24 protein-coding genes are annotated in these 26240 nt (G+C 69.8%); 16 read left to right on the forward strand and 8 right to left on the reverse strand.

Features of this window, described 5'->3' with window-relative positions; translation table 11 throughout:
• Positions 1 to 72 precede the first annotated feature (72 nt).
• On the forward strand, positions 73 to 624 hold the full coding sequence (locus R2B38_RS23780) for a TetR/AcrR family transcriptional regulator (protein WP_318018063.1): 552 nt from the start codon (positions 73 to 75) through the stop codon (positions 622 to 624).
• 18 nt (positions 625 to 642) lie between these two features.
• Here the strand turns inward: R2B38_RS23780 and R2B38_RS23785 are convergent, their stop codons facing one another.
• Entirely contained in the window at positions 643 to 1710 is a 1068-nt protein-coding gene (locus R2B38_RS23785; RefSeq protein WP_318018064.1) for a LacI family DNA-binding transcriptional regulator, read from the reverse strand.
• A gap of 148 nt (positions 1711 to 1858) precedes the next feature.
• Between R2B38_RS23785 and R2B38_RS23790 the strand changes: the two genes are divergently transcribed.
• The 4 genes from R2B38_RS23790 to R2B38_RS23805 all read left to right on the forward strand — a co-directional run bounded on the left by R2B38_RS23790 (position 1859) and on the right by R2B38_RS23805 (position 6308).
• On the forward strand, positions 1859 to 2977 hold the full coding sequence (locus R2B38_RS23790) for a substrate-binding domain-containing protein (RefSeq protein ID WP_318018065.1): 1119 nt from the start codon (positions 1859 to 1861) through the stop codon (positions 2975 to 2977).
• A gap of 111 nt (positions 2978 to 3088) precedes the next feature.
• The gene (locus tag R2B38_RS23795; protein ID WP_318018066.1) at positions 3089 to 4123 is read left to right on the forward strand and encodes an ABC transporter permease; all 1035 of its coding nucleotides are present in this window, start codon (positions 3089 to 3091) and stop codon (positions 4121 to 4123) included.
• The gene (locus tag R2B38_RS23800) at positions 4120 to 4914 is read left to right on the forward strand and encodes an ATP-binding cassette domain-containing protein (protein ID WP_318018067.1); all 795 of its coding nucleotides are present in this window, start codon (positions 4120 to 4122) and stop codon (positions 4912 to 4914) included. Before R2B38_RS23795 ends, R2B38_RS23800 begins: the two co-directional genes overlap by 4 nt.
• A gap of 257 nt (positions 4915 to 5171) precedes the next feature.
• Positions 5172 to 6308: an aldose 1-epimerase gene (locus R2B38_RS23805; RefSeq protein WP_318018068.1), complete on the forward strand. Its 1137-nt coding sequence runs from the start codon at positions 5172 to 5174 to the stop codon at positions 6306 to 6308.
• Positions 6309 to 6403: 95 nt separating this feature from the next.
• Here the strand turns inward: R2B38_RS23805 and R2B38_RS23810 are convergent, their stop codons facing one another.
• Positions 6404 to 6841, reverse strand: a complete 438-nt coding sequence (locus R2B38_RS23810; RefSeq protein WP_019061278.1) for a hypothetical protein — start codon at positions 6839 to 6841, stop codon at positions 6404 to 6406.
• A 682-nt stretch (positions 6842 to 7523) separates the two neighbouring features.
• On the opposite strand from R2B38_RS23810, the gene hemL reads away from it, so the two are divergent.
• The 9 genes from hemL to R2B38_RS23855 all read left to right on the forward strand — a co-directional run bounded on the left by hemL (position 7524) and on the right by R2B38_RS23855 (position 17124).
• Positions 7524 to 8831, forward strand: coding sequence for a glutamate-1-semialdehyde 2,1-aminomutase (gene hemL / locus R2B38_RS23815; protein ID WP_318021771.1), 1308 nt, complete (start codon positions 7524 to 7526; stop codon positions 8829 to 8831).
• On the forward strand, positions 8828 to 9514 hold the full coding sequence (locus tag R2B38_RS23820; protein ID WP_033282455.1) for a histidine phosphatase family protein: 687 nt from the start codon (positions 8828 to 8830) through the stop codon (positions 9512 to 9514). The genes hemL and R2B38_RS23820 overlap by 4 nt, the downstream gene beginning before the upstream one ends.
• 182 nt (positions 9515 to 9696) lie before the next feature.
• Positions 9697 to 11001 carry a hypothetical protein gene (locus R2B38_RS23825; protein WP_318018069.1) on the forward strand — a complete coding sequence of 435 codons (1305 nt, stop codon included), beginning with the start codon at positions 9697 to 9699 and terminating at the stop codon, positions 10999 to 11001.
• 77 nt (positions 11002 to 11078) lie between these two features.
• Positions 11079 to 11681, forward strand: a complete 603-nt coding sequence (locus R2B38_RS23830; protein WP_318018070.1) for a TlpA family protein disulfide reductase — start codon at positions 11079 to 11081, stop codon at positions 11679 to 11681.
• A gap of 6 nt (positions 11682 to 11687) precedes the next feature.
• The gene (locus R2B38_RS23835; RefSeq protein WP_411978487.1) at positions 11688 to 12452 is read left to right on the forward strand and encodes a cytochrome c biogenesis CcdA family protein; all 765 of its coding nucleotides are present in this window, start codon (positions 11688 to 11690) and stop codon (positions 12450 to 12452) included.
• Positions 12453 to 12455: 3 nt separating this feature from the next.
• The gene (locus tag R2B38_RS23840; protein WP_318018071.1) at positions 12456 to 14324 is read left to right on the forward strand and encodes a cytochrome c biogenesis protein ResB; all 1869 of its coding nucleotides are present in this window, start codon (positions 12456 to 12458) and stop codon (positions 14322 to 14324) included.
• The gene (ccsB, locus tag R2B38_RS23845) at positions 14321 to 15439 is read left to right on the forward strand and encodes a c-type cytochrome biogenesis protein CcsB (RefSeq protein WP_318018072.1); all 1119 of its coding nucleotides are present in this window, start codon (positions 14321 to 14323) and stop codon (positions 15437 to 15439) included. The genes R2B38_RS23840 and ccsB overlap by 4 nt, the downstream gene beginning before the upstream one ends.
• Positions 15440 to 15550: 111 nt before the next feature.
• Entirely contained in the window at positions 15551 to 16171 is a 621-nt protein-coding gene (locus R2B38_RS23850; RefSeq protein WP_411978488.1) for an RNA polymerase sigma factor, read from the forward strand.
• On the forward strand, positions 16168 to 17124 hold the full coding sequence (locus R2B38_RS23855; protein WP_318018073.1) for a CU044_5270 family protein: 957 nt from the start codon (positions 16168 to 16170) through the stop codon (positions 17122 to 17124). Before R2B38_RS23850 ends, R2B38_RS23855 begins: the two co-directional genes overlap by 4 nt.
• Positions 17125 to 17137: 13 nt before the next feature.
• Here R2B38_RS23855 and R2B38_RS23860 read toward each other — a convergent pair whose 3' ends face one another.
• From R2B38_RS23860 to R2B38_RS23875, 4 genes are all read right to left on the reverse strand, one after another.
• A complete protein-coding gene (locus R2B38_RS23860) occupies positions 17138 to 18679 on the reverse strand; it encodes a hypothetical protein (protein ID WP_318018074.1) in 1542 nt (513 codons plus the stop codon).
• Positions 18676 to 20814 carry a hypothetical protein gene (locus R2B38_RS23865; RefSeq protein ID WP_318018075.1) on the reverse strand — a complete coding sequence of 713 codons (2139 nt, stop codon included), beginning with the start codon at positions 20812 to 20814 and terminating at the stop codon, positions 18676 to 18678. The genes R2B38_RS23860 and R2B38_RS23865 overlap by 4 nt, the downstream gene beginning before the upstream one ends.
• A 142-nt stretch (positions 20815 to 20956) precedes the next feature.
• On the reverse strand, positions 20957 to 21928 hold the full coding sequence (locus R2B38_RS23870; protein WP_318018076.1) for an isopenicillin N synthase family dioxygenase: 972 nt from the start codon (positions 21926 to 21928) through the stop codon (positions 20957 to 20959).
• 81 nt (positions 21929 to 22009) lie between these two features.
• Complete coding sequence (locus R2B38_RS23875; RefSeq protein WP_318018077.1) at positions 22010 to 22168, reverse strand: Arc family DNA-binding protein; 159 nt, start codon at positions 22166 to 22168, stop codon at positions 22010 to 22012.
• A gap of 29 nt (positions 22169 to 22197) precedes the next feature.
• Between R2B38_RS23875 and R2B38_RS23880 the strand changes: the two genes are divergently transcribed.
• A complete protein-coding gene (locus R2B38_RS23880; protein ID WP_318018078.1) occupies positions 22198 to 23400 on the forward strand; it encodes a transposase in 1203 nt (400 codons plus the stop codon).
• A 34-nt stretch (positions 23401 to 23434) separates the two neighbouring features.
• On the opposite strand, the gene R2B38_RS23885 is transcribed toward R2B38_RS23880, so the two are convergent.
• Positions 23435 to 23914 (reverse strand): nucleoside deaminase, encoded by a 480-nt coding sequence (locus R2B38_RS23885; protein ID WP_318018079.1) that lies wholly within the window; start codon positions 23912 to 23914, stop codon positions 23435 to 23437.
• A 101-nt stretch (positions 23915 to 24015) separates the two neighbouring features.
• On the opposite strand from R2B38_RS23885, the gene R2B38_RS23890 reads away from it, so the two are divergent.
• Positions 24016 to 25296 (forward strand): PucR family transcriptional regulator, encoded by a 1281-nt coding sequence (locus R2B38_RS23890; RefSeq protein ID WP_318018080.1) that lies wholly within the window; start codon positions 24016 to 24018, stop codon positions 25294 to 25296.
• Here the strand turns inward: R2B38_RS23890 and R2B38_RS23895 are convergent.
• A complete protein-coding gene (locus R2B38_RS23895) occupies positions 25271 to 26212 on the reverse strand; it encodes a transglutaminase-like domain-containing protein (protein WP_318018081.1) in 942 nt (313 codons plus the stop codon). The two genes, R2B38_RS23890 and R2B38_RS23895, sit on opposite strands and share 26 nt — an antisense overlap.
• Positions 26213 to 26240 lie beyond the last annotated feature (28 nt).

Raw genomic sequence — 26240 nt, forward strand, 5'->3', positions numbered from 1 at the left:
GACGTTAACGGAGAACTCTCCGGTTAGCAATCGGGCGACCGCCCGCCAGGGGGACGTATGCCAGGAGGACCCATGACCGACGCCGCGCCGCAGCGCTCCGACGCGCTGAAGAACCGGGAGGCGATCCTCCAGGTCGCCCACGACGCGTTCGCCGAGTCCCCCGGCGTCTCGCTCAACTCGATCGCCAAGCGCGCGGGGGTCGGCGCCGGCACGCTCTACCGGCATTTCCCCACGCGGGAGGCGCTGATCCTGGAGGTCTACCGCCTCGACGTGGACCGCCTCGTCGGCTCCGTGCCGGAGGTCCTCGCCGCCCACACCCCGCTGGACGCGCTACGGCAGTGGTTCACCACCCTCGCGGCCTATGTCCGCCTCAAGCACGGCCTCGGCGACGCCCTGAACACGGCCGCCGCGCAGGAGGTCGTCAGCACGACGTCGGTCGCCGTCACCGCGGCGGTCGGCCGGCTCCTCGACGCGTGTGAACACGCGGGCGCGGTACGCCCCGGCCTCGACCCCACCGACGTGATCATGCTCCTGAGCTGCCTGTGGCGTACCCCCGACAACCCCGAGGGCGTGGCCCAGGCCGACCGCCTGATGGAACTCGCGATCGACGGCTTCCGGCCGTAGAACGCCTTCTGGGGACGGTCAGTTCGACGCGCTCGGCGGTGACGCGGGTGCCGTGATCTCGCCGGAGCCCCGCTCGATCAGCCGGGTCGGGATGGTGACGGCGCGGGTGGGCGACCGGTCGTCGTCCAGTCTGCGGAAGAGCATCTCGGCGGCTGTCCTGCCCAGTTGCTCGACGTCCTGGGCGATGACGGAGATCCCCGGGCTGAGGAGGTCGGCCAGGGGGAAGTCGTCGAAGCCCACGTGGGCGACGGTGTTCTGCAGGCCGAGGGCGCGCAGGGCTCGCACGGCCCCTATGGTGACGAGGTTCTGGCTGGTGAACAGGGCGGTGGGCGGGTTCGGCAGCGCCAGGAGCTGCCGGGTCGCGGCGATCGCGGATTCCTCGCTGGCCCCCGCGTGCCGGACGATCTCGTCGTCGTACTCGATGTGCCCGACTTCCAGGGCGTGCCGGTAGCCGTCGAAACGCTGGGCGGCGGTGGAGATGGTCGCGCGGTCGCCGAGGTAGGCGATGCGGCGGTGGCCGGCCTTCAGCAGGTGGTTGACGGCGGTGAGGGCGCCCTGCCGGTTGTCGGAGACGACGGTGTCCGCGTCGAGCAGGCTGGGCTCGCGGTCGACGAAGACCATGCGGGTGCCCGACCGCTGCTCGCTGATCAGATAGCTGTGGTCACGGCCGGCCGGCACGATCACCAGGCCGTCGACCCGCCGGTCGATGAGAGCGCGGGCCAACTCCCGCTCCCGGGCCGGGTCCTCGTCCAGGCTGCCGACCAGCACGAGCACTCCGCGCTCGCGCGCCACGTTCTCGACGGTACGGCTCAGGGCCGCCGAGAAGGGGTTCGCCGAGTCCTCGACGAGCATCCCGATCGTGGCCGTACGGCCGTCCCCGCGGCGCAGGCTGCTGGCGGTCAGGTTCGGCCGGTAACCCAGTTTGTCGGCCGCCTCACGCACCCGGGCGACGATGGCCGGATCGACGGTGGGCACCTCGTTGACCACGCGGGAGACCGTCTTGATGGCGACGCCTGCCAGTGCCGCCACCTCGCGCATGGTGGGGCGGCTGCGCGGGGACGGCGACGGCGGCTCGCCCAGGGTCATCGTTGTCTCCAACTGATTCCGCGTTACCGACTCGTTGCCGACGCATGTTTACCAGTGTCTTGACGCGCTCGTCCATACGGGCCCACTATCCCGTCGAGTCAACGTTGTCTCAGCGTCGACCAAGGGCCGGCTCGAAAGGGATCACGCCATGAACCTCTCCTCCACCCACATATCCGGCCTCCGCAGCCGGCGCACCCGGGCGGCAGCCGTCGGCGTCACCATCTGCCTCGGCGCCACCCTCGCGGCCTGCGGTTCCTCCGACTCGGGCTCCTCGTCGTCCGGCAGCGGGAAGGTGGGTGTGTCACTGATCCTGAAGACGCTGAGCAACCCGTACTTCGTGAGCATGGAGAAGGACGCCAAGACGCAGGCCACCAAGGACAAGGTGAGCCTCACGGTGGCGGCCGGAACGTCGGACGGCGACACCCAGACCCAGATCACCGCCATCGACAACGCCGTCTCGCGCGGCGACAAGGGCATCCTGATCACCACCAACGGCGACGCGGTCAACACCGCGCTGAAGCGCGCCAAGCAGGCCGGCCTCTTCGTGATCGCCCTGGACACCGCGCCCAACCCGGCGAACGTCGCGGACATCACCTACGCGACCGACAACGAGCAGGCGGGCAAGCTCGACGGCCAGTACGCGGCGGCGGCCCTGAACGGCAAGCCCGCGGTCATCGCCATGCTCGACCTCTTCAACAACCAGGTCGTCTCGGTGGACATCGACCGCGACCACGGCTTCCTGGAGGGCATGGGCATCGACCCGGGCAGCAAGACCGAGAACGGCAAGGAGGCCAAGTCCGGGAAGTACACCGGCGGTTCGGGCGGCACGTACAAGATCGCCTGCCACCAGCCGACCCAGGGCGCCATCGACGGCGGACGCACCGCGATGGAGAACTGCCTGTCGGCCAACCCGGACATCAACGTCGTCTACGCCATCAACGAGCCGGCGGGCGAGGGCGCGTACAACGCGCTGAAGGCGGCGAACAAGGAGACGAGCGTCGCGATCTACGCGATCGACGGCAGCTGCTCGGGCCTGAAGAACGTCACCAGCGGCAAGTTCGCCGCCGACGCCGTGCAGTACCCGGGGAAGATGGCGGCCCTCGGCGTCAGCTCCATCGCGAAACTGGCCCGAGGCGGCAGCAAGCCCAGCGTCACCAACGGCAAGTCGTTCTACGACACCGGCACGGCGCTGGTCGCCGCGAAGGCCCTCGGCGGGCTGACGGTCCAGTCGCCGACGCAGGCCGCTTCCGCCTGCTGGGGGAGCTGATCCGGTCGGCCGGGTGGGCTGCCCGTACAAGTACCGGCAGCCCACGCGCACCACACGAGCCCATCAGTCGTATGAAGGCCCGCACGAGGGACAGAACCGGAAGGACCCCCTGTGACCACCCACGTGGACAGTGAAGCGGCACCGGCGCCGGCGGAGGACTTCCTCAACCGGCCCGCCACGCCGGCCCAGCGCATCCAGTCGGTGCTGCACCGTCAGCCCGCCCTCAGCCCGGCGATCGTCCTGGTGCTCGCCGCCATCGTGTTCTCCCTCGTCAACGACCGCTTCTACGCGTTGCAGAACCTGTCGCTCGTCGCCCAACAGGTGGCCGTCATCGGCTCGTTGGCCGTCGGCCAGACCGTCATCATCCTCACGGCCGGCATCGACCTGTCCATCGGCGCGGTCATGGTGCTGGCCTCGCTGCTGATGTCGAAGCTCGTCGCGGACAACGGCGTGCCGGGCGTACTGGCCCTGCTCGCGGGAGCGGCCGTAGCCATCGCCGCGCAAGCGGTCAACGGACTGCTGGTGACGAAGATCAAGCTGCCACCGTTCATCGTCACGCTCGGCACCCTCAGCATCTTCACCGCGATCACGCTCATCTACGCCAAAGGCCAGACGGTCTCACTCCAGCCCGGCAACATCCTCATGTGGAGCGCGGACACGGTCTCCATCGGCCAGTTGAACCTGACCACCGGCGTCCTGCTCATGATCGCCCTGTACGCGGTGATCGGCTACGCCCTGCGCTACACCGCCTGGGGCCGCCACCTGTACGCCGTGGGCGACGACATCGAGGCCGCCCGGCTCGCCGGCATCTCCGTCAACCGGGTGCTGCTGAGCGCGTACGTGGTCGGCGGGTTCGCCATCGCCGTGGGCGCCTGGATCCTGGTCGGCCGGGTCGGCGGCGGTGACCCGAACAGCGGTCTCAACGCCAACCTCCAGTCCATCACCGCGGTCGTCATCGGCGGCACCAGCCTGTTCGGCGGACGGGGCGTGGTGCTCGGCTCGCTGATCGGCGCGCTCATCGTCCAGGTCTTCGTCAACGGCCTTGCGCTGGCCGGGATCGACCCCAACTACCAAGTCCTGACGGTCGGCGTGCTGGTGATCGCGGCTGTCTCCGTCGACCAGTGGATAAGGAGCGTGAAGGCATGACGACTGCGCCCACTCCCACCCCCGCCCCCGTTCTCGAGGCCAAGGGCCTGGTCAAGGTCTTCGGCCGGGTCGTCGGCCTGAACGACGTCGACCTCACCCTCTACCCCGGCGAGGTCCTCGCCGTCATCGGCGACAACGGCGCCGGCAAGTCCACCCTGATCAAGTGCCTCTCCGGGGCGCTCGTCCCGGACCAGGGCAGCATCCTGGTCGACGGCTCCGAGGTGAACTTCAAACGCCCGCAGGACGCCCGCGAGGCCGGCATCGAGACGGTCTACCAGACCCTCGCGGTGGCCCCGGCGCTGGACATCGCCAGCAACCTGTTCCTCGCCCGGGAGATCCGCCGCAAGGGGGTGCTCGGCTCGGTGTTCCGCATGCTCGACACCGGCGAGATGAAGCGTCAGGCGGCCGACCACATCAAGCGGTTGGGCATCAGCACGCTCCAGAACATCAACCAGGCCGTGGAGACACTCTCCGGCGGTCAGCGGCAGTCGGTGGCCGTCGCCCGGGCGGGCGCGTTCGGCGGCCGGGTCGTCATCCTCGACGAGCCCACCGCCGCGCTGGGCGTCCGCGAGACCGGCCAGGTCCTCAAACTCGTCCGCGACCTGCGCGACCAGGGCCTCGGCGTCATCCTGATCAGCCACAACATGCCCAACGTCTTCGACGTCGCCGACCGCATCCACATCCAGCGCCTCGGCGGCCGCGCCGGGGTCATCACCCCGCAGTCCCACTCGATGGAGGACGCGGTGGCCATCATGACGGGGGCGAAGAAGCTTGTTGCGGAAGCCGGGTGATGGGTCGTGGTGGGGGTGGAGGGGTTGGTTGCGGGGGCGGGGTGATGGGTCGTGGCGGGGGTGAGGAGGCTTGTTGCGGAGGCGGGGTGACGGGGCATGGCGGGGGTGAAGAGGCTTGTTCCGGAAGCCGGTTGATGGGTTACGGCGGGGCTGAAGAGGTTCGTTCCGGAGGTCGGGTGGCGGGTCATGACGGGGACGAAGAAGCGTGTTCCGGAAGCCCGGTGACGGGCGGGGGTGGGACGGCCGACGAGCGTCGGATGCCCTACGAGTACCGGATCGCCGAAGGCCGCCTCGGCGACGAACCCACCGTGACCGTCTCCGCGCCGGACGGTGCCGTGCGCGTCATCCTCGCCCTGCGCGGGGCGACGCTGCTGAGCTGGCGGGTCGCACGCGGAGCGCCCGGGCAGCTCACGGGACCAATTGAACCGACTGAACCGACTGAACCGACTGACCTGACGGACCTGACGGACCTGACGGACCTGACGGACCTGACGGACCTGACGGACCTGACGGACCTGACGGACCTGACCGAACTGACGGACGGCTACCGCGACGAGGCGGAACTGCTCGCGCAGGACGGCGTACGGGCGGGCCTGCTCGCCCCGTTCTCCAACCGTGTCGCCGACGGCCGCTACCACCACGGCGGTCACGATCACGACCTCCTGCCCGGCCGCACCGTGGACCGCACGATCTACCACGGCTTCGCCCGCGAGGCGCCGTTCCGGCTCGTCGAGGCCACCACGACGGCCGACTCCGCGCGGTTGGTGCTGCGCAGCACGAGCATCAGACCGGACAGGTATCCCGGTTACCCCTTCGCGCTCGACCTCGACGTGGAGTACACGATCGGCCGCCGCGAGCTGGGCATCGGGATCAGGGCGACGAACGTAGGGGAGACCACCGCCCCCTACGCGTCGGGCTGGCACCCGTACTTCACCCTGTCCCGCCCCCGTCCCATCGACGACCTGGTCCTGCAGATCCCCGCCGACACCCTGATCCGCACGGACGCGTCCCTCATCCCCCTGCACGGAAAGGAGGCCCTGCTGCCCTTGGACCGCCGCCCCGACCTGGACTTCCGTACGCCCAGGAGGCTCGGCGACGCGGTCATCGACGCCTGCTTCGCAGACCTGGCCCCCGGCCCCGGCGGCCGGACCGAGACGGTACTGGGCGACCCCGCGACCGGAGCGGAACTACGGGTGTGGCAGCACGGCGGCTACATGCACGTCTTCACCGGCGACACCCTGGCCCGAGACCGGCGCGCCTCCATCGCCCTGGAACCCGTCGAGGCCCCCACCGACGCCTACAACCGCCCCGAACACGCCAACGCGTTGTCCTTGGAGCCCGGCGGGCAGCGGGAATTCCGTTTCGGGGTCACGTACTTGCCCTCGACGCGCTGATCTGTCGCCCGACGGCCCCTACCGGGACATGCTCCTACCGGCACATGAAAAAGGCGGGGTCCGAGAACCCCGCCCACACACCACGAACTCTCACCTCACGGCCACACCAGGCAATAAGGCTGATGCCCCGCCTCATGCAACCGGTGGCTGAAGTCCTGCCACTCATGCAGCAGTTGATACACATTGAACGCGTCCCGAGGCCCACCCCGGTCCGGCACCGTCGACCAGATGAACGCCGCCGCGCCGACCGCCTCCTCGCCGATTCCGCGGAGCGGGTCGACGACCGTCATCGGGAGTTTGACGACGGCGTAGTCGGGGTGGAGGACGACCAGTTCCAGCGGGGGCACCTTGTTGAGCGGGACGCCCTCGATGCCGGTGAGGACCATCGCGGCCATCGTCTCCGGCTTGATCTTGGTGAACATGCCGTTCATCCCGAGCTCGTCGCCGCCGAGTTCCTCGGGGCGCATCGAGATCGGGACGCGGGCCGCGGTCGCGCCGTCGGGCGCGCCGAAGTATTTGTACGTCACCCCCACCCGACCACCATTCCTGCTCCCCGCCCGCAACTGATCGATCCGACGTTCGATACGTCGCTCATCCCGATCCGACTCACCCGAAACCGAACCCGATCCCGAACCAGATCCCATGCCGGGTCCCGATCCCGATCCCGAACTCGCGCCAGCACCGGGACCCAGGCCCGATCCGGGCCCGCCCCGCCGTGCCTCGGCGGCTTCCTCCTCGTCGCGCCGGTGCTTCCCCCGCCGGGCACGCCGAGGACCCAGGTCGTCAGTCCCCTCGCCCAGTCCGCCACCGCGATGCATATCTCCACCCGACTGCTTTTCCAGGACGCGTGACCCTCGCCGCGCAACCCGATCATCGTGTCAGTGACCTCCCCCACGGCCGCCCGCCGAAACGTGCGCTGAAACACCTGTCCGCAGGATCTGCGCAAGCCCTGAACACCGTCGCCCGCATGAGCTGTGTGTGTCTGTGTGTATCAGGTCCCAGTCTCGCAGACGGGTGGGGGCCCCTGCCCGGTCTCCCGCCGCCTACCCTGAGGAGGTCACTGAGTCGCCGGAGCCCAAGAACAGCGGGAAGTCCCGGAAGTACCAGAAGTCCGAGAAGCCGGAGAAGTCGGAGAAGTCGCAGGTCATGACCGAAACGTCCAGCGGAACGCCCAGCGGAACGTCCAGCGGCGGGGCGAGCGGAGCGCCGCCTGCCCTGCCCTATCCCTACGACGCCCCCGTCTCGCAGGCTCTCTTCGACCGTGCGTCGGTCGTCACACCCGGCGGCGTGAATTCCCCGGTGCGCGCCTTCCGCGCCGTCGGCGGCACGCCCCGGTTCATGGTCTCCGGCAACGGCCCCTACCTGACGGACGCGGACGGGCGCGAGTACGTCGACCTCGTCTGCTCCTGGGGTCCCATGATCCTCGGGCACTCGCAGCCCGAGGTCATCGCCGCCGTCCACGACGCCGTCTCGCGCGGCACCTCCTTCGGCACCCCCGGTGAGGGCGAGGTCGCGCTCGCCGAGGAGATCGTCGCCCGTGTCGAGCCCGTGCAGCAGGTGCGGCTCGTCAGCAGCGGGACCGAGGCGACCATGTCCGCCATCCGGCTCGCCCGCGGGTTCACCGGGCGGCCCAAGGTCATCAAGTTCGCCGGGTGTTACCACGGTCACGTCGACGCTCTTCTCGCCGCCGCGGGCAGTGGCGTCGCCACCTTCGCGCTGCCCGACACCCCCGGAGTCACCGGCGCCCAGGCCGGCGACACGATCGTCCTGCCGTACAACGACCTCGAAGCCGTCAACGAGGCCTTCCACCGGCATCCCGGTGAGATCGCCTGCGTCATTACCGAGGCTTCGCCGGGGAACATGGGCGTCGTGCCGCCCGTCGCCGGGTTCAACCAGGGGCTGAAGGACGCCTGCCGGAAGAACGGTGCCCTCTTCATCTCCGACGAGGTCATGACCGGGTTCCGGACCAGCCGGGCCGGGTGGTTCGGGATCGACGGGGTCGTCCCCGATCTCATGACCTTCGGGAAGGTGATGGGCGGCGGTTTCCCCGCCGCCGCGTTCGGCGGGCGGGCCGACATCATGGCGCACCTCGCCCCCGCCGGGCCCGTGTATCAGGCCGGCACCCTCTCCGGTAACCCCGTCGCGACCGCCGCCGGCCTCGCCCAGCTGCGGCTCCTCGACGACGCGGCCTACGACACGATCGACGCCGTGTCCGCGCAGATCCAGTCGCTCGTCACCGAGGCGCTCACCAAGGAAGGTGTCGCGCACCGGATCCAGCACGCCTCCAACATGTTCTCCGTGTTCTTCACCGACCGGAGCGTGCGCAACTATGAGGACGCCAAGGCGCAGGAGTCGTACCGCTTCACCGCGTTCTTCCACTCGATGCTGGCGAGCGGGGTCTATCTGCCGCCCTCGTCCTTCGAGTCCTGGTTCGTATCCACGGCCCACGACGAAGGGGCCATCCAGCGGATCGCCGACGCCCTCCCGGCGGCGGCCCGAGCGGCGGCGGAGGCCACCCGATGACCAGCAGTGACACCGACATCACCGTCGTCCATGTGATGCGGCACGGCGAAGTCGCCAACCCCGAAGGGGTGTTGTACGGCCGTCTCCCCGGCTACCACCTCTCCGAGCTCGGCCGGCAGATGGCCGACCGGGTCGCCGAGCACCTCTCCTCGCGCGATGTCACGCACGTCGTCGCCTCCCCGCTGGAGCGCGCGCAGGAGACCGCCACGCCGATCGCCAAGGCGCACGGGCTCGACCTCGGGACCGACGGGCGGCTCATCGAGGCCGACAACGTCTTCCAGGGCAAGACCTTCGGCGTAGGAGACGGCGCGCTGAAGAAGCCCGACAACTGGAAGTACCTGGTCAACCCGTTCAAGCCGTCGTGGGGCGAGCCCTACGTCGACCAGGTCGTCCGGATGGTGGCCGCGCTGGACGCCGCCAAGGACGCCGCGCGCGGTCACGAGGCGGTGCTGGTCAGCCATCAGCTGCCGATCTGGATCGTGCGGTCGTACGTCGAGCGGCGGCGGCTGTGGCACGACCCGCGCAAGCGGCAGTGCACGCTCGCGTCGCTGACGACCTTCACGTACCGCGGCGACAAGATCGTGTCCGTCGGCTACACCGAGCCGGCCCGCGATCTCGTCCCGGCCCATCTCCTCGCCGGCGCGAAGCCCGTCAAGGGCAAGGACAAAGCGTTCGGCGCCTGACAAACACGGGTGACCACTCGTCAGGGGCGGGTCTCGTCGCAGGTTCCGTGGCAGGTCCTGCGGCAGGTCCCGTGACAGCTCTGTGACATTTGTTTCGCAACCCACATCGTTCACGGCGAACTTTCTTGTCCGTTGCGTCCTCTCACAGGTAGACCACAGAGGACGCGACGGATGGGGAAGCAATGCGGAGTCTCACTCGACGAGGAGCGCTCGGAGTCGGTGCGGGCGCCGCGGCGGCCGTAGGACTCGCGGGGTGCGGGACGCTCGGCTCGGACGGGTCGAAGTCCTCCTCCGGCGGCTCCGGGAAGGGACACTCCGGCGGCCCCACCAAGTCCATGGAGCCGCGCGCCAAGCCCATCGGTGACGGCTCCACGTCCTTCACCGGCGCCCAGCCCAAGCAGCCCGCGAAGCCCGTGCCGCTGGAGCCGGGGCAGACCCCGCCGCAGTTCGTGATCTTCTCCTGGGACGGCGCGGGCGAGGTGGGCAACGGCCTGTTCCCCCGCTTCCTCGACCTCGCCAAGCAGCACGGCGCGAGCATGACCTTCTTCCTCTCCGGCCTCTATCTCCTCCCCGAGTCGAAGAAGCGCCTGTACAACCCGCCGAACAACCCGCGCGGCGCCTCCGACATCGGCTACCTCACCGACGAACACGTCAAGGCGACCCTGACCAACGTCCGCCGCGCGTGGCTCGAAGGCCACGAGATAGGCACCCACTTCAACGGCCACTTCTGCTCCGGCTACGGCACGGTCGGCAACTGGACGCCCCAGCAGTGGAGCAGCGAGATAGCCCAGGCCAAGTCCTTCGTGAAGGAGTGGCGCACCAACACCGGCTGGCACGACCTGCCGTCCCTGCCCTTCGACTACGAGAAGGAGCTCGTCGGCGGCCGCACCCCCTGCCTCCTCGGCCAGGACAACCTGCTGCCCACCGCCCGCTCGCTCGGCTGGCGCTACGACGCCTCCTCGCCCGGCGGCCGCCAGGTCTGGCCCGTGAAGCGCAACGGCGTCTGGGACTACCCGCTCCAGGCCGTCCCCTTCCCCGGGCACAGCTTCGAGGTCCTCTCGATGGACTACAACATGCTGGCCAACCAGTCGGTCAACTCCACCAACGCGCCCGCCTACAACTACCCGGGCTGGCGTACCCAGGCCGCGCAGGCCTACATCTCCGGCTTCCAGCGGGCGTACGAGTCCAACCGCGCCCCCTTCTTCATCGGCAACCACTTCGAGCACTGGAACGGCGGCATCTACATGGACGCCGTCGAGCAGGCCTTCAAGCACATCGCCCAGCTGAAGGAGAAGGGCGAGGACGTACGGCTCGTCTCCTTCAAGCAGTTCACCGACTGGATCGACGTGCAGAAGCCCGAGGTGCTGGCCCAGCTGCGCACCCTCGACGTCGGCCAGGCACCGGCCGGCGGCTGGAAGTCCTTCCTGGCCGCGAGCCCGAGCAGTTCCTCGTCGGCCTCCTCCACGGCCACCGGAGACGCCGCCTGAAATGCGGGTTTCCGCCCGCCGTACGCCGTTGAGGGGGGCGCGCAAGATCCCCAGAACGGGCATGCGAAACTTTTCACATGAGTGCCGCCAGCCGCGCCCGTAGCCGCGCCGTCCTGTCGACCGCCGGTGTAGCCGTCGCCGCGTTGGTGCTGTCCGCGTGCAGCTCCGGAGGCACCTCCGGAGGTTCGGGCAACACCAACTTCATCACCGGCTCCGACGGCATCGCGACCGTCAAGAAGGGCGACCGCCAGGCCGCCCCCGACCTGTCCGGCAAGACCATCGACGGCAAGACGCTGAGCACCGCCGACTACAAGGGCAAGGTCCTCGTCGTCAACGTGTGGGGCTCCTGGTGCTCCCCGTGCCGCGCCGAGGCGGACAACCTCGTCCAGGTCGCGAAGGCCACCGCGGACAAGGACGTCCAGTTCGTCGGCCTCAACACCCGTGACACCAGCACCGAACCGGCCGTCGCCTTCGAGAAGAAGTACGAGGTCCCGTACCCGAGTCTCTACGACCCGACGGGCCGGCTGATGCTCCGCTTCAAGAAGGGCACGCTCAACCCGCAGGCCATCCCCTCCACGATCGTCATCGACCGGGACGGGAAGATCGCGGCGCGGGCCCTCCAGGCGCTCAGTGAAGACAAGCTGCGCGAGATGCTCGACCCGGTCATCGCGGAGAAGTGAGCTGACGTGCTGCTCGCCGCCGCCCTGCCGGGCCAGAACCAGACGGTCTTCAGCGGGGCCCTGCTGCTCGCCCTGCCGATCGCCGTACTCGGTGGGCTCGTCTCCTTCTTCTCGCCGTGCGTCCTCCCGCTCGTTCCTGGCTACCTCTCCTATGTCACCGGGGTCAGCGGCACCGACCTGGGCGATGCCCGGAGGGGCCGGATGGTCGCGGGTGCCTCCCTCTTCGTCCTCGGCTTCACCGCTGTGTTCGTGTCCGGCGGGGCGCTGTTCGGCTTCTTCGGGCAGACGCTTCAGGAGCAGAAGGACGTCCTGTCCAAGATCCTCGGCGTGTTCATGATCCTCATGGGTGTGTTCTTCATGGGGATGATGCCGTGGCTGACCCAGCGTGAGTTCCGTTTCCACAAGCGGCCGGTCGCCGGGCTGATCGGGGCGCCCGTGCTCGGCGCGCTGTTCGGGATCGGGTGGACGCCCTGCATCGGGCCCACGCTCGCCTCCGTCATCGCGCTCTCCTCGCAGCAGTCGAGTGCCGGTCGCGGCGCCATACTGACCGTCGCGTACTGTCTCGGCCTGGGTGTCCCCTTCGTCCTCACCGCGGTCGCGTTCCGCAAGGCGCTCGGTGCCTTCGGCTGGGTCAAGCGCCACTATGTCTGGGTGATGCGCGTCGGCGGCACCATGATGATCGTGACCGGCGTGCTGCTGCTCACCGGCGCCTGGGACGCGCTGGTGCAGGACATGCAGGGCTGGTCCGACGGCTTCACTGTAGGGATCTGATCGATGAGCAAGACGACCGCCGACTCGCCCGCGGAGACGCCCGCCGAGACGCCCCGGGCCGACCCCTCCGGCGACGACCAGGACCTCGGCGCCGCCGGCTCCCAGCTCTCCACGGCCCCCGTCGAGACGGCCATGCCCGGCTCCTTCGGCGGCAGCCGCGCCCCCGGCCTCACCGGGTGGCTCGCCTGGACCGGCCGTGAAGTGCTCGGCTGGGCGCGCTGGTTCTGGCGCCAGCTGACCTCGATGCGGGTCGCGCTGATGCTGCTGTTCCTGCTGTCGCTCGGCGCGGTCCCCGGCTCGCTGATCCCGCAGTCCGGCACCGACGCGCTGAAGGTCTCCGAGTTCCAGGACGCGCACAAGACGCTCGGCCCGATCTACCAGAAGCTCGGCCTCTTCCACGTCTACGGCTCGGCCTGGTTCGGCGCGATCTACGTCCTCCTCTTCGTCTCCCTCATCGGCTGCATCATCCCGCGCACCTGGCAGTTCGTCGGCCAGCTCCGCGGTCGCCCGCCGGGCGCGCCCAAGCGTCTCAACCGCCTTCCCGCGTACGCCACTTGGCGCACCGCCGCCGAGCCGGACGAGGTCCGCGAAGTCGCCCTCGCGACCCTGAAGAAGCGGCGTTTCCGCGCGCACGTCGACGGTGACGCCGTGGCTGCCGAGAAGGGCTACCTCCGCGAGACCGGCAACCTCCTCTTCCACCTCGCGCTGATCGTGATGCTGATCGCCTTCGCCTGGGGCCAGCTCTTCAAGTCCGAGGGCGACAAGCTGATCGTCGAGGGCGACGGCTTCTCCAACACCCTCACCCAGTACGACGACTTCAAGTCCGGCAACCTCTTCAGCGACGACGACCTCGTGCCGTTCAGCTTCAACCTGAAGAACTTTGTCGGGACCTACGAGCGCACCGGCCCCAACCGCGGCACCCCGAGCACCTTCCAGGCCGACATCACCTACAGCCTCGGTGCCTACGGCAAGTCCGAGAAGCACACGATCAAGGTCAACGAGCCGTTGGAGATCGGCGACTCGAAGGTCTACCTCGTCAGCCACGGCTACGCCCCGGTCGTCACCGTCCGGGACGGCAAGGGCAACGTGGTCTTCCACCAGGCCGTGCCGATGCTGCCGATCGACTCCAACGTCACCTCGCAGGGCGCGATCAAGGTCCTCGACGGCTACAAGAACGCCCAGGGCGTCGCCGAACAGCTCGGTTTCGCCGCCCTGTTCGTGCCGACCTACGCCAAGGGCAGCGGCACGATGTTCTCCCAGTACCCCGGGCTCGACTACCCGGTGCTCAACGTGACCGGCTACCACGGCGACCTCGGCGTCAACTCGGGCATCCCGCAGAACGTGTACCAGCTGAACACCAAGGGCCTGAAGCAGTTCAAGACCGCCAAGGGCGCCATCCTCAAGTCGCAGCTGCTGCCCGGCGAGACGATGACGCTGCCGAACGGCGCCGGGTCGATCACCTTCGACAAGCAGATCAAGGAGTGGGCGGGCTTCCAGGTCGTCCAGCAGCCCGGCACCAGCTGGGCCCTGGCCGGCGCGCTCACCGCGATCGTCGGCCTGGCCGGCTCCCTGTTCATCCAGCGCCGCCGCGTCTGGGTGCGGGCCACGCGCGGCGCCGACGGAGTGACGGTCGTCGAAATGGCCGGCCTCGGCCGCAGCGAGTCCGCGAAACTCCCCGAGGAACTCGGCGACCTGGCCGCACTGGTACACGACCGGGCCCCTACGAAGACGGACGGGGACGCGACGAAGTCCGACGACGCCCCGAAGTCCGACGACGACCCCAAGACCCCCGACCCCACCTCCGACGCCGACACCCACGACTCCGACTCCGGCGTCGAACCGCCCGTACCCGCCGAAGGGGCTGAGAAGTGACTCTCGCCGCCGCAACCGACATCGCCTCCGTGACCAATCTGGCCGCCGCGACCAACGAGCACCTGGCCAACCTCAGCAACACGCTGATCTACTCCTCGATGGCCGTCTACACCCTGGCCTTCTTCGCGTACATCGCCGAATGGACCTTCGGCAGCCGCAGCAAGATCGGCCGTACGGCCGCCGCGCTGACCGGTGCCGAGACGAAGAAGGCGGGCGCGCCCGCCGTCGCCGTCAAGAACGCAGGCGGCACCACCGTGCTGGAGCGGCCGAAGGTCGTCGTCCGGGCCGCGTCCGGCTCGCGCGACGTGCCGGACGGTCCCGGCGCGCACGGCGGGGACGAACAGGGCGACCTCTACGGCCGTATCGCCGTGTCCCTCACGGTCCTCGCGTTCCTCGTGGAGCTCAGCGGCGTCCTCGCCCGCGCGGCCTCCGTGGAGCGGGCGCCCTGGGGCAACATGTACGAGTTCAACATCACCTTCTCCACGGTCGCCGTCGGCGTGTACCTCACGCTGCTGCTGCTCAAGAAGAACGTGCGCTGGCTCGGCCTGTTCCTGGTCACGACGGTCCTCCTCGATCTCGGCATCGCCGTCACTGTCTTGTACACCGCCAGCGATCAATTGGTTCCCGCCCTCCACTCGTACTGGCTGTACATCCACGTCTCGACCGCGATCATCTGCGGCGCGGTCTTCTACGTGGGCGCCGTCGGCACGCTGCTCTACCTCTTCAAGGACAGTTACGAGAACAAGCTCGCCAACGGCGGCAAGCCCGGCGCCTTCGCCACCTCCGTCATGGAGCGGCTGCCCGCCTCGGCGAACCTCGACAAGTTCTCCTACCGCGTCAACGCGGCCGTCTTCCCGCTGTGGACGTTCACGATCATCGCGGGCTCGATCTGGGCCGAGTCGGCCTGGGGCCGCTACTGGGGCTGGGACCCGAAGGAGACCTGGGCGTTCATCACCTGGGTCGCCTACGCCTGCTACCTGCACGCCCGCGCCACCGCCGGCTGGAAGGGCCGCAAGGCCGCCTACCTGGCCCTGATCGCCTTCGGCTGCTGGATCTTCAACTACTACGGCGTCAACATCTTCGTCGGCGGCAAGCACTCCTACGCCGGCGTGTAAGCCGCGGCCCGAAGCCGTAACCCGAACCCGCAACTCCCTTACGGCACAGGCCGGTTCCGTGTGACATGGGTCACTGGAACCGGCCTTCGTCGTCCGGACAGGTAGAGGGGTGTGGATACGAATCTGGGGTTGAGGAAACGCATCCGCGCGGGGGACCACGACGCCTTCGGCGAGCTCTTCGACGCGTACGCACGCTCCGTCTACAACCACGCCTTCCGGCTCACGGGGGACTGGGCGCAGGCCGAGGACATCGTGTCGCTGACCTTCCTGGACGCCTGGCGCCTGCGCGGCAAGGTCGACGAGGAGGGCGGTTCGCTGCGGCCCTGGCTGCTGGGCATCGCCACCAACGTCACGCGCAACACCCGCCGCGCCGCCCGAAGACACGCGGCCGCCGTGTCCCGGCTGCCCCGTGACGAGGTCGAGCGCGACTTCGCCGACGAGGTCGCCGCCCGCCTCGACGACACCGCCGAACTCGCCCTCGTACGCGCCGCGTCGGCCACCTTGCGGCGTGCCGAGCGCGAGGTGCTCGCCCTGTGCGTGTGGTCCGGGCTCGACTACCAGGCCGCGGCCGAGGCGCTCGGGGTGCCCGTGGGGACCGTACGGTCGCGCCTCTCGCGGGCGCGCGCAAAGCTCGCGAAACATCTCAGAAGTACGGAACTCCCCCCAGGGGGCGGACAGATGAAAGGTGACCGCGGCAGTGCGGTCGGGCCCCTGAGGGAGGAAAAGCGATGAACCAGCTCCCGGACCTTCCCGAGAGAGACCTTCCGCCGGGCCGTCACCGACTCCTCAAGGAGCATCTGATGACCGAGATCCGGCACGAGACCGCAGCCGTCCAGGAGGGCGCGCCCGCTCCCCGGCGGAACAAGTGGCTGCGGCCCGCGCTCGCCGCGACCGCCGTCGCCACCGCCGCGGCCGTGACCTTCGTGGTGCTGCCTTCGTCCGGCTCCTCGCCGGCGCCCGCGAAGCCGCCCCGGAAGTCGACGGTCGCGCTCCTGGAGGACATCGCGCTGGCGGCCGAGCACGAGAAGTCCTACGGCCCGGTCCGCGACGACCAGTTCGTGTACGTGGACAGCAAGGTGTCGTACGCGAACTCCGGGGAGGGGACGAAGACCCGGATCGATCCACCGCACCGGCAGGAGGTGTGGATGTCGGTGGACGGTCTGCACGTCGGGCTGGTGCGGCAGGCGGGCATGGGGGCGCACTCCGTCCCGGTCGACGTGAAACCGGGCAAGGCCGGCTGGGACGTCTCGTCCTTCTACAACCACGTGAGGACGCTGCCGACCGACGCCGACGCGATGTACGACTACCTGGCCACCACCGCCCCGAAGTACGGCGGTGACGACAAGAACCAGGCCATGTTCGTGCTGGTCGGCGATCTCCTCCGCGATTCCATCGTGCCGCCGAAGCAGAGCGCGGCGCTGTTCCGGGCGGTGGCCAGGATTCCCGGAGTGACGACGGTCGAGGGGGTGAAGGACGCCACCGGGCGCCCCGGTGTCGCCATCGCCCGGAACGATCCCTACAACCCGCTCCGGGACGAGTGGATCTTCGATGCGAAGACCTACGAGTTCCTGGGCGAGCGCGAGGTGGCCACCAAGGACAACGCCGGCGTGAAGAAGGGCACGGTCACCGCCGACACCGCCGTCCTGCGCCGGGCGATCGTCGACAAGGCGGGCGAACGGCCTTAGCGGACAAGGGCGTTCAGGCCGGAGGCAGGCAGTCCTTCGCGGGTGGCCTGTCCTCCGGCCAGGCGATCTTCACGAAGCGGGAGCCGCCCTGCGGGGTGAGTTCCACTATCGGTACGGCCTTGTCGTACGGGTTGCCGTGGACGTCCAGGCAGATCCAGCCGCTCGCGCCGTTCACCCTCAACGAGCCCTTCACCTGGGGCCATTGGAGGCCGACGTCGGCCAGCGGCGGGATCTTCTGCTGGTCGGGGGTGGCCTCGCGGATGCCGTGGACGGCGAGGCGCATCGCGTCGTAGGCGATGATCGCCTGGCCGTCGTCGAGGGAGACCGGGCCGATCGGGCCGGCGGGGGAGGTCTTCGCGGTGGCCAGGAGTTTGTCGAGGTCCTGGGTGTCCTGGGCCGAACCGCCGGTCGCCGGGGGCTTGTTGGTCCAGGCGGCGGGGTGGGCGAGGGCGGTGTAGCGGACGGAGACGCCGTGCTGGAGGGCGGTGCGGTCGAGCTTCCTGTCGCCGGTGAGGTACGAGCCCTCGTCGCCGGTGAGCACGGTGAAGGTGCGGGACTGGCAGCCTCGGCGGCCCAACGCGTTGATGAACTGGCGGAGTTGGGTGTGCCGTCCGGCGAAGAACACGGTGTTCAGCTTGGCGTCCGTGTCGCAGATGAGGTCGGTGATCTGCCGGAAGGTGTTGGGCGTGCTGCCTTCCTGGCTCCGGTCGGCGGGCGGGGTGAACGGCCAGGAGCCGTACGGCGAGCCCTTGAGCAGGGTGGCGAAGGCCTGTTGGAGCGTCTTGGTGTACGGGTCGCCGGGCTTGTCGTAGACCAGCAGGGCCCGGTCGGCCGTCACCTTGGCGTAGGCGGCGAGGGCGCGGGCCTCGTCGGTGTTGGTGGGGGAGACGCGGGCGAGGCCGGGGTAAGGGTCCTTGCCCTGCCGGCCGTTGGCGAGGTCGTCGGCGGTGATGGAGGTGCCGATCACCGGGACGCCGAGCCGGGTCAGTTCCGCCACTGCCTTCTTGTTGTTGTCGGTGCTGGTCCCTATCCCGGTGACCGCGCGGAGCCGGTCGGACGAGGTCGTCATCGTCACTATCCGGTCGACCGTCCGCTCCCAATAGGCGCCCGTGGCACCGGGGTTGGCGAGCACGAGCCGGATGTACGGGGTCTCGCCGTTGTCGTCGTGGTTGGCCTGGTACTGGGCGAGGTAGGAGCCCTGCAGCTCGTGCCGCACGTCGTTCACGGTGTCGGCGTCGGTCGCGGTGAACGGTTCGAAGAGCGCGACGGTGACGTACGTGCCCGCCTTCAGCGAGCGGTTCTCGCGGGCCACCGCCCTGATGGTGTCGGCGAATTGACGCTGCCCGAAGTCGAAGGACGAGGTCGACACCCCCACGCACTCGCTGCTGTCCTCGGGCCGGGCGACCCCGGCCGCGCAGGAACGGTCGTCGTGCAGCAGGGTGCGGGTCAGCTGGACCAGCCCGAAGACCAGCGCGGCGGCGACCACGAGGGCCGTGTAGCGGTAGATCGGGATCGTCCGGATCCGCTGGAGAAGTTCGTGCGGCCACGCTCTCATCGCCCGCCCCCGTCTCGGTCGTCGCCGGCCGGAACCCTCAACGGGCGCCCGGCCAGGGCCTGTTCGGGCCACTGCTGGGCGGCCCGCCAGAGCGGTTCACTGCCCGCGGGCCAGATGTTCGACAGCTGCTCCAGGTCGAAGTGCATCCGCCCCGCGACCTCCTCGTCCGGCAGCACCAGCGGATCCGTCACCTGCCAGACCGCGTGCAGCAGCCGCCGTACCGTCAGATGCAGGGCCGGGTCCACGCCGGGCGGTGGGTCCTCCGCGGCGTCCGTGCGGGCGAGTGCGACGGCCTTGCGGTGGTCGCCGGGGGCGCCGATGTCCCGGCCGTGCGGATCGTGCGCGTGGTAGTAGGGCGCGGCGGTGACGAACAGCAGCGTCTCCAGCCAGGCGTACGGCGTGATCGTGCGGAAGGTGGTGCGCAGGTAGGCGACCGCGTCCGCCGTGTCGCCCAGGGCGAGTTCGTGGTGCAGGCGGTAGCGGGCGCGGGCCGGGGTGTCCGGGTTGCCGGGCAGGCCGTCGTAGTGCGAGAGCAGGGAGCGGTGGACGGCGCGCCAGCGGCCGTGGTCGGCGTCGTCGAGGTGGAGGCGGAGGAGGAGCAGGGTGCGCAGGAAGGGGTCGCCGACGAAGTAGCCCTCGGCCGGGGGGAGTCCCTCGGCGGTGAGCTGGGTGCGCAGGCGGTTCACCCCGGCCGCCCCGAAACTGTCCCCGAGCCGGGCCTCGGCCAGGGCGCGTGCCGAGTCGCCGTCGTGCGCGGTGGCGAGCACGGCCAGTTCCTCCGCGAGCCCCGGAGGCACCAGCCGGTCGAGCAACTCCCGGTACACGGGCCGCCGTTCGTGCTCCGCGTCCCCGTCCGGCTTCAGCCCGGCGGTCAGCAGCTCGCCCGGACTGACGGCTCCCGCGGGCCGGTTCTGCCGTACGGCCTGCCCGAGCACCGCCGCCCCCAGCGGACTGCCGGCCGTCAACCGGTGGATGGCGTACGGCAGTTGGGGCGGCACCTCGACACGCGTAGAGCCGTCGGCGTCGGTGGCGCACACGTCGGCGATGACGCGCCGGGCCTCCTCGGGCGTCAGCGCGGGCAAGGTCACCACCAGGGCCCGGGACGAGGGCGAGGCCCCCGGCACCCAGCCGCTCCCGCGTGCCACCTCCGGCAGCGGATGCCGTACGGCGTCCGGCAGTTCGGGGTGACGGCGGCCGCGCAGACCGGCGAAGAAGACCACCTGGTCACCGGTGCCGTCGGCGCGCTCTCTCAGGACGGCCTTCATCAGCCCGGGACCGGGACCCGACTGCACGTTGTCGACGAGCACGACAGGCCGCCCCACCCGCCGCATCCGCTCCCACCGGCGCCGGTAGGTGTCGCTCAGGTCGGCCAACAGGGCGCGCAGCAGCCAGCGTTCGGCGTCGGCGCGGGAGGTGCCGTCGGCGCGGAAGTCGCGGGCGATCTCGATCAGCCCGCGCTTGGCGTCACCGCTCGCGCCCGGGTAGGCGCTGTACCAGTCCGCGCCCGCCTTCAGCAGCCCGTTCGGCGTCCACACCAGGTCGAAGAGGGTGTCCAGGGTGGCCTCGATGACGGCCTGGCCGACCGGCCCCGTACCCGACAGATTGGCGATCAGCCGGGAGGCGACCTTGCCGGCCCAGCCCTGCGCGATCACCGCCCAGCGCCGCGCCGGGTCGCTCAGCAGCAGGATGCGGCGGGCCTCCTCGCGGGCGCTGTCCTCGTCCCGCGTGCCCCAGCCGGTGGCGCAGACGGCGAGGAGTCCGGCCTCCAGGCGCGGGAAGTCGATGCTCCCGGCGCCGTGCACCACGGGTTCGCGCAGCTGCTCCGCGACGGTCGCCAGCGCCTGCCACACCGGCGACCAGGTGGCGGCGGGCCGCCCGTCCGGCAGCCGGGTCAGCCGGTCGGCCTCGCAGTCGATCAGCGCGACCGGCGTGTGCCCGCGGTACGCGCTCCGCAGCTCGGCCAGCGCCATGCTCTTGCCGAGCCCGCGCGCGCCCGCGAGCACCACGAAGGGCGGTTCCGGGTGTTCGTACGGCGAGGTGAGCAGCTCGTACGGCCGCAGGCCGATCAGGCGCGAGGCGAGACCGGGCGGCTGTGCCTCGAACAGCGCCCCGCGTCCATGCAGCCCTCTTCCCACCGCATCTCCCCCTGAGCGGTCGCCTGGCACCGGAACCTGTCTATCAACACCAGGGTAAATAGGGGGAGTTGTTTCGTACCAGGGCGCGTGGTGTCCGTTGTGTTACGAAAATGTCGGAACGGTACGGTCCTGTGATCCGGGTTCAGTCGACGGTGATCGAGTCCAGCTTCTCCCGCAGATAGACATGCGAGTCGACGGCGTCGTAGGCCACCCGTCCGACCGGCGCGGGCACGGACTCCACGAGCGTGCCCGGGGTGCACTCGCCGAAGTAGACGAGCGACATCAGCTCCTCGGCGGGCGCGTCGGCGGGCGGCGGCAGTACGCGGTGCCGCCCGGACCGCCACCGGTCCCCGGTCCAACGGGCCATCAGATCACCGATGTTGATGGTGAACGCCTCCGCGTCGAACGGCGCGTCCTCCCATCCCCCCTCGTCGGTGAAGACCTGAAGTCCCCCCTTCCCGGCCTGCCGGTCGAGGATCGTCACGGTCCCGAAGTCGGTGTGCGGCCCGATGCGGAACTGCCCCGGCTCCGGCTCCCCGACGACCTCGACACCCGGGTACCAGTTGATGTTGAAGCCGTACGTCGGATGGTCCATGTGCCGGGAGAAGAAGTCGGGTTCGAGCCCGAGCGCGACCCCGAGCAGCGACAGCAGTTGCTTCTCCAACTCGCCCATCCGGTCGAGGTACTCCTCGCAGAGCGCCCGCAGCTCCGGGATCTCCGTCGGCCACACATTGGGCGCGTACCACTCGGTGTTGATCACCGGGTCCTCGAAGGGCCGGTGCGTGGCGAAGGTCAGCGACTCCTTCAGGTCGGGCGGGGTCTCGGTCCCCTCCGAGTACCCGTTGGCCTCGGCCCCGGGCCCGAGCCAGCCGCGCCCGCCGACCTTGGCGGAGTAGGCCTCTTTGACATCGACGGGGAGAGCGAAGAAGGCACGCGAGGCCTCCCTGATCCGGGACCGCAGACCCGGCTCCACCCCGTGCCCGGTGACGAGCAGGAACCCGGCGGTCTGGAGGGCGTCGTCGACGGTACGGGCGATGTCTTTCCGGGTCTGCTCATCCCCGGTCAGCCAGGGCCGCAGGTCGATGGTCGGAATACGCGGGGTTGGAGTAGTCACCGAGAACCTCCGGAAGCGTCCCGGTCTTCAGGCCGGGGGAGCGAGTGCCTGCCGAGCAGGGCGGGGAAGGGTGATTCGGCCTCAGGGCGATGTGCCGTCTGCCTTGGTGGCGGCGCGCTCGCTCTCCAGGCGGTACACGATTTCGGAGTTGAGGGATCTGCGGGCGGCCTTTGCCTCGGTGACCAACCACGTGTGGAGGTCGGCGGGCAGTCTGAGGGTGATGCGTGCTTCGTGATCCATAGTGCAGAGAGTAGTGGTAAAATGGTGTCATGACGACACCAAGCGGGGGGTTGGGGGCCGGACACGCCCGGCACACCTACCGCCTGCGTGTGTCGACGACCGCTCAGGCCGCGTTGTTGGCGGAGTGGGATCGGTGCCGGTGGATCTGGAACGAGTGCGTGGCCCGATCCAAGAAGGCCTACGCCGAGTATGAGAAGTGCGGACCGGCGAGTCTGGACAAGATGCTGACCGAGGCCCGAGCATCCACTCGGTGGCTGGCCGAGGGCTCTTCGGTGGCGCAGCAGCAGATCATTCGTGACTTCGGCAAATCTCGAGCGAAGGCGCTCAAGGACATCAAGGACCGGTTGCCCGTCAGGCAGCGTGCCGGAATGCCAAAGCACAAAAGAAAGCGTGAGGCGTTGCCGACGCTGAACTACACCCGGCGCGGGTTTCGGCTTGAGGGCGGTCGGCTGCATGTCGCAGGCGGGGTCGAGTTGACGGTGGTGTGGTCGCGCGCGCTGCCCTCCAACCCCAGCAGTGTGCGTGTGTATCGCGACAGCATCGGCCACTGGTACGCATCGTTCGTAGTGCCCGCGGAGGTCCAGTCGCTTCCTGTTACCGGCGCTGTGATCGGTGTCGACTGGGGAGTGAAGGACACTGCGACCACCACCAGTGACGCGCATGATCTCCCTCATGCTGAACACGGCTGGAAAGCCAAGACGGAATTGACCAAGTACGACCGGATGATGTCCCGCCGTAGACGGCCGAAGGGACACGCGGTTTCCAAGGGTTACCGCGAGGCCAGGAAGCTGCATGCGAAGGCACACCAGAAGATCGCTCGACGGCGGCAGGACACTGGTCGCAAATGGGCCAAGAAAGTCGTCCGCGATCATGACGTGATCGCGGTGGAGGACTTCAAAGCGAAGTTCCTCGCCAAGAGTTCGATGGCGCGGAAGGCAGCAGATGCTGCGATTGGCGCCACGAAGAAGGCCCTGCTGGAGATGGGGCGCAAACACGGGCGGGACGTACGACTGGTGCACCCCGCGTACAGCACCATGGACTGCGGAAGGTGCGGAGCGAGAGCCAAGCACGCGCTGCCGTTGTCGGAACGCACCTACACCTGCACCGCGTGCGGGCTCGTGTCCTCCAGGGACAAGAATTCCGCGTGCGTGATGCTCGTCCGGGCTGGTCTGGCCCCGGCTGGTGTCGAGGGCGCAAGACCTCGTGGAGCGCCGCTCCAGGAGGCTGCCTGAGCCAGGAATCCCCTCCCTCCGGAGAGGGGAGCAGTCAACGATGTCCTCGTTCCACACCACTGCCGATGTCCTCGTTCCAGAGTGCCGGGTTGTTCTTGATGAAGTCGCGCATCAGCGAGGCGCACTCGGGGTCGTCGAGGAGGACGATCTCCACACCGTGCTCGGCGAGCCAGTCGTGCCCGCCGTGGAAGGTCGCCGCCTCGCCGACGACGACCCGCGAGATCCCGAACTGCCGCACCAGCCCGGAGCAGTACCAGCAGGGGGAGAGGGTCGTCACCATCGTGGTGCCTCGGTACGACCGCTGCCGCCCCGCGGCCTTGAACGCGGCCGTCTCCGCGTGCATCGAGGGGTCGTCGTCCTGGACGCGCCGGTTGTGGCCGCGGCCCAGCAGGGTGCCGTCGGCGCCGTAGAGCGCGGCGCCGATCGGGATGCCGCCCTCGGCGAGTCCGGCGCGGGCCTCCTCGACGGCGGTGGCCAGCCAGGTCCGTGCCTGTGCCTGATCGATGCGGTTCATGGGTCCCACTCTCCTGTGGCCGAAACACGAGGGCAACGTGCGGAAAGTACTCTCCCCGCAACCCGTACCCGGACGAACTGTCAGCGCCCCTGGAGGTGCCCGTGCCCGCACTCACCCTCCGTGAGGTCCTGGCCCTCGACCCGGTCCGCGCCGCCGAGCCCCAGCTCCTGGCGGGCGAGGCCGCGCTCGACCGCCCCGTGCGCTGGGTCCACTCCAGCGAGGTCTACGAGGGCGCGAACTTCCTCGACGGCGGCGAGCTCCTCCTCACCAACGGCTTCGGCCTCACCGACACGGACGCGGAGATCCGGCGCCGCTACGTCCGCGAGCTCGCGGCCCGGGGCGCGTCCGGCCTGGCGGTGGAGATCGGCCGCTCGCTCCCGACGATGCCGGAGGAGGTCACGGACGAGGCCCGCCGCCTGGGCCTTCCCCTGCTCGCCCTCCACCGGGTCGTCCCCTTCGTGCGGATCACCGAGGCGGCCAACCGGGCGATCGTGGCCCGGGGCCTCTCCGGCCGTTCCGTCGTACGACCGTGGGGCGACGACCACACGGCCGCCCTTCTGGCCGACCTGGCGGACCGCGCCGCGCTGAACCAGCCCGAGGTCGAGGCGAGGTCCGCCCTCGCCGGCTTCCACCCCGGACCGGGCGCCCGCCTGATCGGGGTCTCCGTGCACGGCGCGCGCGAGGTGACGGCGGTGGACCGGGCGGTACGGCTGCTGGGCGGGGCGAGTGTGCTGCGGGCGGCGTTCCCGGGCGACGTCCTGGCCCTGCTCGCGCTTCCGGGGTCCGTCGCGGGCGACCCCATCCGCGCGGTCCAGGAGGCGTTCCGTACGGCCGCCGACCCCGGCCTGACGGTCGCGGTCGGGCACGCGGTCGAGGCCGGGAGCGGGTGGCTGCGCTGGAGCGACACGTTGCGGGCGGCCCGTACGACGCTGGAGCTGGCGCTGACGGTCCCGGCGGCCGAACCCGCCGTCCCCGAGGGCCCGTTGGTGACCTCGGCGCGAGCGCTGGCCCTGGAACGGGAGCTGACGCGCGGCGGCGTCGACGCGAACCGGGACCGGTTGGCGCGGCTGGTGCAGCACGCGCTGGGGCCGCTGCTCGCGTGGGAGGCGGCGCACCCGAGCGACCTGGTGCGGACGCTCGAAGTGCATCTGCGGCACGGCTGCTCGCCGACGCGGACGGCGGCCCTGCTGCACATCGGCCGCCAGTCCCTCTACCAGCGGCTGGAACGCATCGAGTCGTTGCTCGGCCTGGAGATCGACGACCCGGATCTGCTGGGGAGTTGCTGGCGGCGGTGTGCGCGCATCGGGTGGTGCGGGGGATGGGGGCGGCTCAGGTGCGTGGGTTGCGGACGGTGGCCTAGAACTCGCCCTGGCGGAGGGTGACTTGGCTGGGCCCGTTGAAGGGTGCGTAGCAGGTCACGGTGGGTGGGGTGCGCAGGGTGTCGTCCTCGGTGAACAGTTTCCGTACGGCGTCGAAGGCGACCTCGCCGCTGACGGCCGGGGCGACACGGTCGTAGAACGCGCGGGAGGACTCCGGCAACGGTTCCCCGGGCTTGCCCTCGTCCTCGCTCCAGACGTCCCAGAGCAGGGTCTCCACCTTGTTCAGGGCGGCGAGGTCGAGGCGGATGTTGCCCGCGACGAATCGTTCGCCCCAGAACGGGCCCTCCTCCGGTCGGTGCAGTCCGAAGGTCGTCGGGTCGGCGCCGCCCGTGCGGATGGCCTGCCAGGCCTCGCCGGCGACGAGGAAACGGTCGCGGGGTACGTCCATGGGGTCGAAGTCCGCGTTCCAGTGGGCGGTGACGGTCGGATCGGTGAGCTGGGAGTCGGCGAGGAGCCAGCCGCGGTCGTCGGTCCAGTACTCGGTGACGACGTGGTCGCCGTGGAAGAGCTGGGAGGCGTCGGTGCCGGGCGCGTTGAAGTAGTCGGCGAAGCCGGAGCGGATGCGGGCCGGGATGCCGAGGTGCCGCAGGAACGAGCAGTGCAGGAGTGAGAAGTCCCGGCACACTCCGACGAACCGGTCGCCGGGTTCGCGGCGCAGGGTGAGTGGGGTGGCGTTGCGTTCGGTGATGATCCGCAGGATGTCGTCGATGTAGCGGGTCTCGGCGTCGTTGTGGAGGCGGTCGGTGGGGTGGGTGTGGTCGTAGAAGCCGTCTTCGAGGCGGTGGATGAGCAAGTCGCGGGTGATGCGGGCGAGTTGGGTCGGGTCGCGGGGGAGGGCCGCGTAGCGGTGGGCGAGGGTGCCGGGAGTGGAGTACGTGCTCTGGGTGGCGTAGAAGGCGAGGTCCGCGGTGAGGGGCATGGCACCTGACCGTGTCAAAATTCGCCCT

Source organism: Streptomyces sp. N50, from assembly GCF_033335955.1.
In the GTDB taxonomy this organism is placed as follows: domain Bacteria; phylum Actinomycetota; class Actinomycetes; order Streptomycetales; family Streptomycetaceae; genus Streptomyces.

Excerpts from the sequence above, each read along its gene's own strand:
- R2B38_RS23860 (WP_318018074.1), bottom strand. The coding sequence starts at position 18,679 with ATGAGAGCGTGGCCGCACGAACTTCTCCAGCGGATCCGGACGATCCCG.
- R2B38_RS23800 (WP_318018067.1), top strand. The coding sequence starts at position 4,120 with ATGACGACTGCGCCCACTCCCACCCCCGCCCCCGTTCTCGAGGCCAAG.
- R2B38_RS23820 (WP_033282455.1), top strand. The coding sequence starts at position 8,828 with ATGACCAGCAGTGACACCGACATCACCGTCGTCCATGTGATGCGGCAC.
- R2B38_RS23895 (WP_318018081.1), bottom strand. The coding sequence starts at position 26,212 with ATGCCCCTCACCGCGGACCTCGCCTTCTACGCCACCCAGAGCACGTAC.
- R2B38_RS23785 (WP_318018064.1), bottom strand. The coding sequence starts at position 1,710 with ATGACCCTGGGCGAGCCGCCGTCGCCGTCCCCGCGCAGCCGCCCCACC.
- R2B38_RS23790 (WP_318018065.1), top strand. The coding sequence starts at position 1,859 with ATGAACCTCTCCTCCACCCACATATCCGGCCTCCGCAGCCGGCGCACC.
- R2B38_RS23825 (WP_318018069.1), top strand. The coding sequence starts at position 9,697 with ATGCGGAGTCTCACTCGACGAGGAGCGCTCGGAGTCGGTGCGGGCGCC.
- R2B38_RS23855 (WP_318018073.1), top strand. The coding sequence starts at position 16,168 with ATGAACCAGCTCCCGGACCTTCCCGAGAGAGACCTTCCGCCGGGCCGT.
- R2B38_RS23840 (WP_318018071.1), top strand. The coding sequence starts at position 12,456 with ATGAGCAAGACGACCGCCGACTCGCCCGCGGAGACGCCCGCCGAGACG.
- R2B38_RS23780 (WP_318018063.1), top strand. The coding sequence starts at position 73 with ATGACCGACGCCGCGCCGCAGCGCTCCGACGCGCTGAAGAACCGGGAG.
- R2B38_RS23805 (WP_318018068.1), top strand. The coding sequence starts at position 5,172 with ATGCCCTACGAGTACCGGATCGCCGAAGGCCGCCTCGGCGACGAACCC.
- R2B38_RS23885 (WP_318018079.1), bottom strand. The coding sequence starts at position 23,914 with ATGAACCGCATCGATCAGGCACAGGCACGGACCTGGCTGGCCACCGCC.
- R2B38_RS23875 (WP_318018077.1), bottom strand. The coding sequence starts at position 22,168 with ATGGATCACGAAGCACGCATCACCCTCAGACTGCCCGCCGACCTCCAC.
- R2B38_RS23830 (WP_318018070.1), top strand. The coding sequence starts at position 11,079 with ATGAGTGCCGCCAGCCGCGCCCGTAGCCGCGCCGTCCTGTCGACCGCC.
- R2B38_RS23880 (WP_318018078.1), top strand. The coding sequence starts at position 22,198 with ATGACGACACCAAGCGGGGGGTTGGGGGCCGGACACGCCCGGCACACC.